The sequence below is a fragment of the Granulicella aggregans genome (genome assembly GCF_014203275.1).
In the GTDB taxonomy this organism is placed as follows: domain Bacteria; phylum Acidobacteriota; class Terriglobia; order Terriglobales; family Acidobacteriaceae; genus Edaphobacter.
In genome coordinates, this window is the sequence record NZ_JACHIP010000001.1 from 1,006,201 (window position 1) to 1,017,900 (window position 11,700).

At 61.3% G+C, this 11,700-nt stretch carries 8 protein-coding genes; 4 read left to right on the plus strand and 4 right to left on the minus strand.

Annotated elements, in window-relative coordinates; genetic code table 11:
- Window positions 1-177 precede the first annotated feature (177 nt).
- From HDF16_RS04310 to HDF16_RS04320, 3 genes are all read left to right on the plus strand, one after another.
- Window positions 178-2,301, plus strand: coding sequence for a M13 family metallopeptidase (locus tag HDF16_RS04310; protein WP_348641237.1), 2,124 nt, complete (start codon window positions 178-180; stop codon window positions 2,299-2,301).
- An 85-nt stretch (window positions 2,302-2,386) separates the two neighbouring features.
- Entirely contained in the window at window positions 2,387-3,292 is a 906-nt protein-coding gene (locus HDF16_RS04315) for a DMT family transporter (protein ID WP_184213873.1), read from the plus strand.
- A 48-nt stretch (window positions 3,293-3,340) separates the two neighbouring features.
- Complete coding sequence (locus HDF16_RS04320) at window positions 3,341-5,563, plus strand: FUSC family protein (protein WP_184213874.1); 2,223 nt, start codon at window positions 3,341-3,343, stop codon at window positions 5,561-5,563.
- Window positions 5,564-5,605: 42 nt separating this feature from the next.
- Here the strand turns inward: HDF16_RS04320 and HDF16_RS04325 are convergent, their stop codons facing one another.
- A complete protein-coding gene (locus tag HDF16_RS04325; RefSeq protein WP_184214291.1) occupies window positions 5,606-6,478 on the minus strand; it encodes a GNAT family N-acetyltransferase in 873 nt (290 codons plus the stop codon).
- A 139-nt stretch (window positions 6,479-6,617) separates the two neighbouring features.
- Here HDF16_RS04325 and HDF16_RS04330 point away from each other — a divergent pair, with 139 nt between their 5' ends.
- On the plus strand, window positions 6,618-7,931 hold the full coding sequence (locus tag HDF16_RS04330; RefSeq protein ID WP_184214293.1) for a M20/M25/M40 family metallo-hydrolase: 1,314 nt from the start codon (window positions 6,618-6,620) through the stop codon (window positions 7,929-7,931).
- Between the two features lie 22 nt (window positions 7,932-7,953).
- Here the strand turns inward: HDF16_RS04330 and HDF16_RS04335 are convergent, their stop codons facing one another.
- The 3 genes from HDF16_RS04335 to HDF16_RS04345 all read right to left on the minus strand — a co-directional run bounded on the left by HDF16_RS04335 (window position 7,954) and on the right by HDF16_RS04345 (window position 11,584).
- Window positions 7,954-9,324, minus strand: coding sequence for an MATE family efflux transporter (locus HDF16_RS04335; RefSeq protein ID WP_184213875.1), 1,371 nt, complete (start codon window positions 9,322-9,324; stop codon window positions 7,954-7,956).
- 49 nt (window positions 9,325-9,373) lie between these two features.
- Entirely contained in the window at window positions 9,374-10,075 is a 702-nt protein-coding gene (locus tag HDF16_RS04340) for a GNAT family N-acetyltransferase (protein WP_184213876.1), read from the minus strand.
- 246 nt (window positions 10,076-10,321) lie between these two features.
- On the minus strand, window positions 10,322-11,584 hold the full coding sequence (locus tag HDF16_RS04345; protein WP_184213877.1) for a threonine synthase: 1,263 nt from the start codon (window positions 11,582-11,584) through the stop codon (window positions 10,322-10,324).
- Window positions 11,585-11,700: the final 116 nt, after the last annotated feature.

Below are 11,700 nucleotides of genomic sequence, written 5' to 3' on the forward strand. Positions count from 1 at the left end.
GTCATCCGGCGCGGGGGTGGACAACGTGCTTCTGATTACTGTTTCACATGTTGGTGAGACGGGAAAAGAGCGAGATCGTCGCAGCCTGAACCTGTGAACTTCGATCAAGCCGATGACGTAATGATACAAACGAGTGATTGTGTTTGCTGAAGTGCCAGAAATACAGAGGAGAATGATGTGCGTGTAACGAAGTTGATCAGGACAGCAGGGTGGGGTGCGGGAGTGACCGCGGCAAGTGTGGTGGCAATGGCTCTGGGTGCGGGCGCCTGCGCGGCGGCTCAGAGTCTGGCGCCGGCACCGGGAACTGGTGCGACCACTGAGAAGTACCTGCCGATTCCCGGATTCGACACCACTTCGATCGATGCCAGCGTGGATCCGTGCAACGACTTTTACAAATTTGCCTGCGGAAAGTTCGAAGCCAACCATCCCATTCCGGCCGATCAGACAGCCGTTGATCAGTTTTACGCGCTGTACAACGTGAACACGCAGGCGCTGAACGGAATTCTAACCAAGGAAGCCACAGGCGGAGCAAGCAGGTCGGCGGATGAGCGGAAGATCGGGGACTACTACGCCGCGTGTCTGAACACGGACTTGATCGACAAAAAAGGTCTGGCACCGATCGAGCCGCTGCTCGCAGAGATCGACGGGTTGAGCGACGGAATGCGCGGAAAGCTGGCCCTGCCGACGTTGATTGGCAAGCTGCAGCGGCTGGGGATCGGGGTCTTCTTCGGCTTCGGCGAACAGCAGGACTTCAAGGATGCGACCAAGCAGATCGCGCTTGTCAGCCAGGGCGGATTGGGTCTTCCCGAGAAGGACTACTACCTTCGGACGGGCGCGAAGGACATCGAAATTCGCAAGCAATATGAGGAGCACATCGCAAAGATGCTGACGCTGTCCGGAAAGCCGGAGGAGAAGGCGAAGAAGGATGCGACGGCGATCCTGGCGTTCGAGACGGCGCTGGCGAAGGGTTCGATGGGCGTGACCGAGATGCGCGATCCGGAGAAGATCTACCACCTGGTGCCGATTGCGAAGTTCGAGGCGAGCATCTCGCCGGTGAACTTCGGGCAGTTTTTGAGCGCAATCCATTCGCCTCAGATCACCGAGATCAACGACTCGACGCCGGACTTCTTCCCCGTGCTGGTGAGAGAAGTAAGGGCGACAGATATGGAGACGCTGAAGGCGTACATGCGCTACCAGGTCCTTTCGGCGAATGCGGGACAGCTACCGAAGAAGTTTGACGAAGAAAGCTTCGACTTCTTCGGGCGCAAGCTGAGCGGTCAGCCGCAGCAGAAGGCTCGGTGGAAGCGGTGCTCGAACGGCGTGAACGGAACGCTGGGCGAGGCGCTGGGCAAGGTCTACGTGGACCAGTACTTTGCCGGGGATAGCAAAACAAAGATGCTTGAGATGGTTCATGACATTGAGTCGGCGATGGACCGGGACATCGACTCGCTGGACTGGATGAGCGCAACGACGAAGGTGCGGGCGAAGGAGAAGCTGCACGGCGTTGCGAACAAGATTGGCTATCCGGACAAGTGGCGGGATTACTCGTCGGTGAAGATCTCCCCGGACGATGCTTTTGGGAACTCGGAGCACGCTACGGAGTTTGAGAACGACCGGGAACTGAACAAGATCGGCAAGCCGGTGGATCACAGCGAGTGGGGCATGACGCCACCGACGGTGAATGCCTACTACGATCCGAGCATGAACGACATCAACTTCCCTGCTGGCATTTTGCAGCCCTCCTTCTATGACAAAAACCAGGACGATGCGGTGAACTATGGCCACATTGGCGCGGTTATTGGCCACGAACTGACGCATGGGTTCGACGATGAAGGAAAGAAGTTCGACGCGAAGGGAAACCTAAGCGACTGGTGGACTGCTGAGGACACGAAGAAGTTTGAATCGAGGACGGATTGCCTGGTGAAGGAGTACGGCGGGTTCACTGCAGTCGATGATGTGAAGGTGAACGGCAAGCTGACGCTGGGGGAAAACACGGCAGACAACGGTGGCCTGGTGCTTGCATACATGGCGTATCTTGAGCGCGCGAAGGCGAACGGCGTCGACCTGATGGCGAAGAAGGATGGCTACACTGAGCCGCAGCGTTTTTACATCGGCTTCGCGCAGAACTGGTGCGAGAACGCGCGACCGGAACAGGTGCGGAACCAGGTGCTGACCGATGGGCATTCACCAGACCACTTCCGGGCGAATGGAGCGATTGTGAACCAGCCCGGATTCGCGGCGGCGTTCAGTTGCAAGAAGGGCGCTCCGATGGTGCCCGTGGATGCCTGCCGAGTCTGGTAGCAGAGGCAGGGAGAAGGGCCGAGGGAAAAGGGATCGCCCTTCTCCCTCGGCCCTTTTCCCTTCTCCCTGCCTTTACAGTTGAAAGATGCACGGAAAGAATAGGGCTTTAGGTTTTGGCGCTTGTACGGCGGCGAGCGCGTTGTGGGGATGCGGATTTTTCTTTGGCAAGATCGCTCTGCGTGAGATGTCGGTGGGGCACATGGTGTTCTACCGGTTTGCGTTCGCCGTGCTCGCGATGTTGCCGCTGCTGCTGACGCATCCCCCAAAGTTCAACCGGCGGGAGTGGGGCGTTCTGCTGGTGGCCTCGTTCCTGGGTGTGCCGGTACAGTTTCTACTACAGTTTTATGGGCTGTCCCTTACGACGGTCTCGCACGCGGCTCTGATGGTCGGGATGATGCCGGTGATTCTCGCCGTGGGTGCGACCGTGTGGGCGCATGAGCGGATGGACCTGGTGGGATGGCTGGCTCTGGGCGGCTCGACTTGCGGAGCGGCCTTGATCGCATTGGGGCATGTTGCTGGTGGCGGATCGAGTCTTGCGGGCGACCTCTGCGTTGTGGCTTCGCTGGCGATTGCATTGTTCTGGATTTTGTCGAACAAACAGTTGATGGAGCGGCATAGCGCGATCCCGGTCACGGTTTACGGACAGGCGGTGGGCACGGCAATGCTCGCCGTATGGGTCCCGATACAGTACGGCATGCCGCCAGTGTTGGGTATCTCATGGAAAGCATGGGCAGCGCTTGCGGCAAGCGGAGTGCTCTGCACCGCGACGACGACACTGCTGTGGAACTGGGGGATGACCCAGGTGCCTGCTTCACAGGCAGGTGTGCTGCTGAATATGGAGCCGCTGATGGGATCGTTGCTGGGAGTGTTCGTGCTGGGCGAGAGGCTCGGGCCAAGTGCATGGGTTGGAGGCGGACTGATTCTGGTCTCTGCCGTGACCCTGACGACACGGTCGAAGACTCGGGTGCGGGAGCAGATGCCGATTACCTAGAGGCCGTCGCGGGTGGGTTGCGAGGAAGGCTGCAATAGACTTGAGGCCATGGGCGTTGCGGCAGCGATCGATCGTTTCGAGAAGGTTTTGAAGTCGCTGCAGTGGGCGCGCGGATTGCGCGCCGGTGTCGCGGTCGCGGGAGCCATGACCGTATGCCGCCTGCTCGGATTGCCGATGGGATGGGCGGCGCTCGGCGGGTTTGAGGCAGTTCTGGTCGATAATGGCGGCCCGTACCGGTCTCGGCTGGAGACGATGGCTACGCTGCTCGCGGGCGGCAGCCTGGTCTGCGTCATTGGGGCGATGGTCGGCGGAAATCTATGGACTGCGGTAGCCGTGACGGCAGCGGTCTGCTTTGCGGCAACGTTCGCGCGAGTGGCATCGGAGCGAATCGCTTCGACGAGCGTGATCATCCTGGTGCTGTACTTTGCGGGCTTTGGCGGAGCGGACCACAGCTTCACACATGCCTGCGCAGCCGCCCTGGAGTTCGTGCTCGGCGGCGTCTGGGCAGCAGCGCTGAGTCTGGTCTTATGGCCTGTCGACCCATTTCGACCGGCACGAAGAGAGGTGGCTGAATGCTACACGGTGCTCGCGGAGTTCTCCGGAAAGATGCTGGTGGAGGAGTGGGCTGGCGACGGGGAACATGGCGCGGCTGCCGAAGAGAGACGGATCAGCCTGGAGCATACGGGGCACTTTCAACGGGCCATGCGGCTGCAGATGGAGAAGGCGCGACATGCGGTAGGGCGCGTTCCTGCTCGGATGACGGCGCGCACGGTGAGGGCGCGGAACCTGACCGTGTTGCTGGAGACGGCGGACATGCTCTTCGCGATCACCATGCGCTGGAGGGAACTGGCGGAGGTTGCGGACGATCCAGCGTCCTTCGCCGCGGTACGCGAGGCGGCCCGGTGGCTGAGCGGGGCGGAGTGGGCGATCTCGCGAGGCCTGAGGCAGCGGCCGGGGGATGGAGCGGCTTCGTATACGCCTGAGGGGTCGCATTCCTTGGAGCATGTGCAGCCAAGGCTGAAGCGACCGCGATGGCCGTTTGCCAAGGGGACGACGCGGGCTCACCTGGCGGCCGATGAACGCGACGCGCTCGAGAATGTGCAGATTGCGTTCGAAGCGGTACACGCGGTTTGGAGCGGTGTGGAACTGCGGGTGGGAGGCGCGGCGGCGCGATGGGAGATGCTCGCACACGACGAAGGCGATGAGGATGTACGAGAGCCGGCGGCAGGAATGGGGCAGTATCGCTGGGTGGATGCATTACGTGCAAACTGGACGTTCGACTCGGTGATGATGAGACATGCGTTGCGGATGGCCGTGGTGGGCGGCATCGATATTGTGCTGATGCGGTTGACGCATGTGCGACATGGGTCGTGGCTGGCGATGACATCGATCATTGTCCTACAGCCCTATGGCTCGGGCACGCTGCGGCGCGGAATGCAGCGGGTGGGCGGGACGATCGCAGGTGGCGTTCTCGCGGCGGTACTGGCGACCGCGATCCACGGGCAAGCGGGGCTGATCGCGGTACTAGCCGTGGTCTCGGCGCTGACACTGGCAACCTACGCGGTGAACTATGCGTGGTACTGCTTCTTTCTGACGCCGACGTTTGTGTTGATGTCGATGCCGTACTTCCACGACTGGAGCTACGCCGCGGTGCGGATGGCGAACACGGTGCTGGGGGCGCTGGTAGCGGTTCTCGCCATGCGCTTGCTGTGGCCGGAACATGAGCACCTGGAGCTGGGCAGGCTTCTGGGCCGGGGAGCCAGCGCGGACGCAGGATACCTGCGCGCGATGACTCGCTACTGGCAGGTGAGCGGACCGGAGCGAGCCGTGGCGGAGCGCCAGATGCTGGCCCCGGCGAGACGACTTTCAGGACTCGCGATCAACGATGCCGAGGAGTCGCTGGACAGGATGATGCTGGAGCCAGGGTTCGGCAGGAAGGCTACCTCTGGAGACATTCAAACCGAGGCACTGACCTTCGTGACGTATTTACGGCGACTGATGCGGGTTGCGACGACACTGACGACGGTGGGTTCAGGCGAGGAACGGACGATACGGCGCGTGGAAGCATTGATCGCTCGGCTGGAGGCCACCAGCGCGGCGCTTCTGGGCACGGGGCCGCTGACGGTGACTGCAGCTTTGGGCAACGCTTTCACTGCCGAGGACGATGGCAAGCCGGGAACGGTGGAGCAGCAGCAGATGAGGCGCATGGAGCGCCAGGTGGGCGTGCTGGAGAGGACGTCAGCGGAATTGCTAGGGAAAAGTCTCGGGTAGGTTTTCATTCCTCGACCATCACAACCACTAGCCAGTGATCGGTCAAAAGACAACCGATGGCAGCCACGCACCGGCAGGATCTTTATAAAATCCGGTGCTCATAAGCGTCATCGGCTGTGTAACGCGAAGACCGTTTTCCAGACACCACCGTAGCAGATCGCTGTTTCGGGAAGGCACCAGAATTCCCGGTCCGGCGATAGAATCCGCCGACGCGATCAACGCCTGCAGATCCAGATTTGTTTCCGCTGTGGAGTGGCCGAAGAATCCGAGATGCGAGGTGTACCCGGTGATTCGATCTTCGCGCTCTACGACCCTTGCGGTTCCTTTCCGGATCGCTTCTTCAAGATCGATCGCTCGATCGAATCCGTGAATCCGACTCGATAGCGCGTTGCAGGCGAGCTGATCTCCAAGCTGTGCGGGCCGCACCGAACATCCGGGAATAGACTTCTTGATCGGCGGCCCCTGCATGCAGGCCAGTGGTTCGCGAACATCGAAGCCGAGCAGCGAGTAAAGCGAAAAGGAACGATTGTGGAAGGCTGCCTGCACCAGCCGCACACCAAGTGCATCGCGTTCGGCGGCCCGATCCATCACAGCCTGCATGAGTTTGCGGCCTACCCCGAGATTTTGCACGCCCGGGTCGATGGTGATCGGACCTACGCCGCAGATGACGGAACTTTCATCGAGACAGTTGCTGCCCACCGCCCGGCCATCGACCTCCGCCACGACGCTATAACAGTCCGGACTTGAAAAGATCATCGAGAGCAGGCTGACACCTGCTTCCGATCCGGGAAGGTCGCAGGGAAAGCCATGAGAGGTATTGATTGCGAAGAAAGCGTCGTAGCATATTTGGCCGCATAGGGCGGCGTCTTCGGGGGTCGCCGTCCGGATGATCACCTCAGGCTGCGTTCGCGACATGAACCGGTCACCCTTTCCTGACGCAAAGTGTACCAGCGACATGCGGGCATCAGTCTGCCCGTCGTTGACGATAATGTGTTGCCTGCAATTGCGGGCAGTGACTGCGTGATATTCTCCGGGAATTATGGCGAAGATTTGGATGAGCTCCCTGCTGGTTCTTACTGGTGGCTTTGCTGCCTTTGGGCAGACGGCGATTGCGCCGGTCGAAAGCACGATGATTCGGTCGGTCGATACGCAGAACCGCGCGGCAGTGGCGATGCTCGAAAAGATCGTCAACATCAACAGCGGAACGATGAATATCCCAGGCGTGATTGCGGTGAAGGACGAGATCGAGCCTCGGCTGCGCGCACTCGGCTTCAAGACGCGATGGGTGGCGATGGACGATGCTCACCGCGCAGGCGATCTCGTGGCAGAGCATGCGTGCCCGCTGGGCAATGGCAACTGCGGCAAGCGGATGCTGCTAATAGGCCACATGGACACGGTCTTCGAGAAGGACAGCAGCTTCCAGACCTACATGATGGTTCCCGACGGCACGGGGAATGTAGCGACGGGCCCTGGCGTGAACGATATGAAGGGCGGACTGGTGGTCATGCTGGTTGCGCTGGGAGCGATGCAGTCCGCCGGCGTTCTGGACACGGCAGAGATCCGTATCGTTCTGAGCGGGGACGAAGAACGGCATGGCGATCCGATCGCGGTAACGCGCAAGGACATGATCGACGCGGCGAAGCTGAGCGATGTCGCGTTCGAGTTTGAGAGCGGGGTGCGGCGGCAGGGGGTGGATACCATCAGCATCTCGCGACGGAGCTCGGTCACCTGGCATCTGGATACGACAGGAAAGAGCGGGCATTCTTCACAGATATTCTCCGATTACATGGGGGCCGGCGCGATCTACGAGATGACGCGTATCGTTGACGCGTTTCGGACGCAACTGCCGGAGCCGGGACTAACATTCAACGTGGGCCTGATGCTCGGCGGAGCGACCGCTGAGTTGAATGAATCGAAGCTCGGAGGCCGTGCGACCGGCAAGGCGAACGTCGTGCCTCCCACTGCCATCGCCATTGGCGACATACGGACGCTGGACAACGGTCAGAGCGAGCGCGTGGAGCAGAAGATGCGGGAGATCGTGGGCAAGCATCTGCCCCGGACGGGAGCAACGATCTCTTTTGACGAGGCCTATCCGGCGATGCCGGTGACCGAAGCGGGCCACGACCTGGTAAGGCAGTTGAATGCGGTGAACGCGACGCTCGGCTTTCCGCCGATGCCGGAGCTGGACCCGATGCTGCGCGGTGCTGGCGACATCTCGTTCATTGCGGCGTATCTTCCGGGGCTTGTGGGCACCGGCGCGATGGGTGAGGGTGCGCACGCCGATGGCGAGATCGTCTATCTCGACTCCATCGCGAAGCAGGCGAAGCGGAATGCGCTGATGATGTACCGGTTGAGTCAGCAGAAGTAAACGGCGGGGCGTACGGCGAAGGCTAATCGGCAACCGGGATCAGCGTCGCGATTTTGCCTGCGGTGCGATGCCAGCTTGTAACCAGAGCTGCGCCGGCGATGATGAGGCCGAGGCACAACCCCATCCACAGGCCGACCGCACCGAGCTTGTAGTGGAAGCCGAGCAGGACGCCCACGGGCAAGCCGATCAGCCAGTATCCGATGAGGTGGACAAAGAGGCCGATGTGGGTGTTTCCGGCTCCGCGTAGAGCTCCGGTGGCCGTGATCTGGACGCCATCGAAGAACTGGAAGGCGGCCGCAACGAGCAGCAGAGGGACAGCGGCGGCGATCACTGCGGGGTCGACGGTAAACGCGCGGGCGATGAGGTTCGGCATCAGGACCAGCACGGCCGAGGCGCAGAGCATGAAGGCTGCGCCGAGGCCTATGGAGGTCCAGCCTGCGGCGCGGGCTTCTCCCGGAGACTTGCGGCCGATGGCCTGACCGACGCGAACCGACGCTGCAGCCGAGATGGCGAACGGCACCATGAACGTGATGCTGGCGACGTTGAGAGCGATCTCGTGGCCGGCAAGCGGGAGTGGGCCGAAGGTCCCGATGAGATAGGTCACGGCGCCGAAGATGGAGATCTCGACGAAGATCTGCGCACCAACGGGGGCCCCGAAGAGGGTGAGCTCGCGGAGACGGCTGTACTCGATACGGCGCGTGACCGAACGCAGGCCGTAGGTATGTTTGCGGTCGAAGTACCAGATGGCGGCGAAGAAGCAGAGGGCCAGATAAAGGCGAGCGAGGGCGGTGGAGATGGCGGCTCCCACCACTCCGTGCCCCGGAAGCGTGATCGGCCCCCAGTGGTGCGGGAAGAGGAAGGCCCAGTCCAGCAGCGCGTTGACGACGTTGGCCGTAACGAGAGCTATTGCGATGGACCTGGCGTGGTTGAAGGCCTGGAGATAGCGACGAAACGTGAGCGCAAGAATGAGCGGGGGGGTGCCGAGGTTGAGGACGCGAAGGAAGGTCACTGCCTGATCGCGGATGACGGGGTCGACGGGGAAGTACGCAAGGCCATAGCTGGCGGCGTGGACGACGGCCATGAGGATGGCGATGAGAATGGCTGAGAGCACGAGGCCGTGGATGAGCCAGCGGTTAGCTTCGTCGAACTTGCCCGCGCCATGGGACTGCGAGAGGTAGGTATCGAGACCGAGCAGGACGCCGCCGATGCCGAAGGCGATGGTGTTGTAGAGAACCTGCGCGAGGGCGACGGCGGAGATGGTGATCGCCGGGTGAGGCAGGTGGCCGACCATGATGGTGTCGACTACGGCCATGAACATCCATCCGACCTCCGCAAGGATGAGAGGCAAGGCTAGAGCGAGGACCGAACGAATTTGAGGACGGATGGGGAGCATGGGAGCGGGTGAGCTTCCATGATAACCGCCGACGATAGATGGACCTGAACTAGACGACGACTAGCTTGTGGAGCTTGATGCTGCGGACAGTCTGGAACCCGAGCTTGAGGTAGAGATTGACGGCGGTGGCATTCGTTGCGGTGACGTGCAGCCAGGAGACGATGCCTTGCGCGCGGTGAAGCCTGGCAAGATGCCACAGGAGATGAGCAGCATAGCCTTGGCCGCGATGGTCAGGATGGGTGCAGAGGCCGCTCATCTCGGAGTAGCCGGGGAAGACCAGACGCTCGCCACCCATGGCGATGAGTTCGTTCGTTTCGCCGGAGTGGATCCCGAAGTAGGAGCCCATCTCGCAGGTCCGGCGGCGGAAGAAGCCGGGGAAGGCAATATCGGTTAGCGCGACCATCTCGGCGGCGCGCGAACAGTCGAGTGGGAGGATGCCGGGGTAGGGTGGTGGCAATTCCACCTCGGGCGGCAGGATCATCTGGAGGACGTCGATGGAGGTCTCGACTTTGAGTTGCGCGGCGGCGGGGTCGGCTTCACCGAGAGCTGTTGCCCAGACGTATTCGTCAGGCGTGAGGAGTTCGCGAAGGTGGCTGAGAGCTTTCGTAGTGGGGGTTGCGATCGCGGCAAAAGGAGCGACTGCGGCAGGATAGCGTGTCGCTTCGCCTGAGGTGATGGCAAGGCGCGCGTGGGTGGTTTGGAGCGCGGTGAGGACGAAGTTTAGGAAGAGGGGTTCGGGTAACTGTTGCATGTATGCCTAATTGGAAATCAATGACTTGATGCCGATGCCGAGAAGCATCAGTCCGGCAATTAGAGACACCGGTCGCCTTGACCATCTGGAGCGTGGCCTATCCCATGACGTCATAGCGTCAGCGTCTCCAACGGAGAAATTCTTTCCAAACGTAGCAACTGCTAGTACGGCGCAACCAGCAATTATTAAAGTTATCGCGACAAACATTGTTTTCCCTCTGCTCTCCTTTTCTATGAGGTGCTTGATCTATTGTGGGGTGATGATGCCTCCTACAGGAAGGCTCTTCGGCAACGAGCCGGGGCGGCGGAGGTGCATGGCCTCGGCGGTCATGTCCGTGTACTTGAGGCCAGCACCGGTGTTGAACAGGACGACGCGGTCGGTGGGAGTGAGTTCGCCGGTGGCCAGGAGCTGGTCGTAGGCAGCGGTGGCCGCCGCGCCTTCAGGCGAGAGGAAGATGCCTTCGTTCTTCGCATAGTCGAGGATGCTTGCCAGAATTGTTTCATCATCGACGGCGAGGGCCTTGCCACCTGAGGCGCGGACGATGTCGAGAATGATGCTGTCTCCGTAGGGCTTGGGTACACGGAGGCCGGCGGCGAAGGTCGCAGCGTTCTGGAAGAACTCGCTGGCGGGCTTGCCTTCGTCGAAGGCGCGGGCTACGGGAGCGCAGCCGGAAGCTTGCAGGGCGTACATCTTCGGGCGTTTAGAACCGGGAGCGATCCAGCCGATGGCTTCCATCTCTTCGAAGGCCTTCCACATGCCGATCAGGCCGACACCGCCGCCAGTGGGATAGAAGACAGCGTCAGGATAGGTCCATTGGAGCTGCTCGACGAGTTCGTAGCCCATGGTCTTCTTGCCTTCGACGCGGAAGGGTTCTTTGAGCGTGGAGATGTCAAACCAGGTCTCTTCGGCGGGGGTGTTCGCTTCGCGCTGCGACTTGATCTGTTCGCCGACTAAACGTGCGCAATCGGAGATGAGGCCGTCGACCATGTGGACATCGGCTCCGTAGACGACGCCTTCGAGGTAGTTGGCGAAGGGAACGTCCTGAGGCATATAGATGTGGGCGGCGATGTCAGCAGCAGCGGCGTAGGCAGCAAGGGCTCCGGCGGCGTTGCCCGCAGAAGGGACAGCAAGGTGCTTGAGACCGTAGTGCTTCGCCATGGTGACGGCGAGCGAGAGGCCGCGGGCCTTGAAGGTGCCAGTGGGGTTCGCGCCTTCTTCCTTGATGAAGAGGCCGGGATAGCGCTTGCTCTGCAGCATGGGCGTCCAGCCTTCGCCGAGGGTGACCGGGGTGACGTCAGGCAGAACGCTGGCGTAGCGCCACATGCCGAGCGAGGTGGAAGACGCCACCGCGCGAGCGGCGGGATCTTCACGCTGGGCGGAGCGCCTGAGGGCGTCCATGTCGTACCGGACGTAGAGCGAGCCAGCGCAAAGGGGACAGAGGGTCTGCGGGGTGTCGGCTGGAAGATGGTGATGGCAGCGGGAGCACTCGAGGAAGGCGATCTGGGGCATCTCTCTATGCTACCTACTCGGCGGAGGCGCTGCTAACTGTCCTGGGCTCTCAAGGAGTAACGGCTCCCTCAAAAACTGAGGGAGCCGTCATCCTTTTCAAAGCTCAAACACAATCA

Bases quoted from the DNA above. Each gene is read 5' to 3' on its own strand.
- HDF16_RS04315 (WP_184213873.1), top strand. From the start codon at position 2,387: ATGCACGGAAAGAATAGGGCTTTAGGTTTTGGCGCTTGTACGGCGGCG.
- HDF16_RS04320 (WP_184213874.1), top strand. From the start codon at position 3,341: ATGGGCGTTGCGGCAGCGATCGATCGTTTCGAGAAGGTTTTGAAGTCG.
- HDF16_RS04325 (WP_184214291.1), bottom strand. From the start codon at position 6,478: ATGTCGCGAACGCAGCCTGAGGTGATCATCCGGACGGCGACCCCCGAA.
- HDF16_RS04330 (WP_184214293.1), top strand. From the start codon at position 6,618: ATGAGCTCCCTGCTGGTTCTTACTGGTGGCTTTGCTGCCTTTGGGCAG.
- HDF16_RS04335 (WP_184213875.1), bottom strand. From the start codon at position 9,324: ATGCTCCCCATCCGTCCTCAAATTCGTTCGGTCCTCGCTCTAGCCTTG.
- HDF16_RS04340 (WP_184213876.1), bottom strand. From the start codon at position 10,075: ATGCAACAGTTACCCGAACCCCTCTTCCTAAACTTCGTCCTCACCGCG.
- HDF16_RS04345 (WP_184213877.1), bottom strand. From the start codon at position 11,584: ATGCCCCAGATCGCCTTCCTCGAGTGCTCCCGCTGCCATCACCATCTT.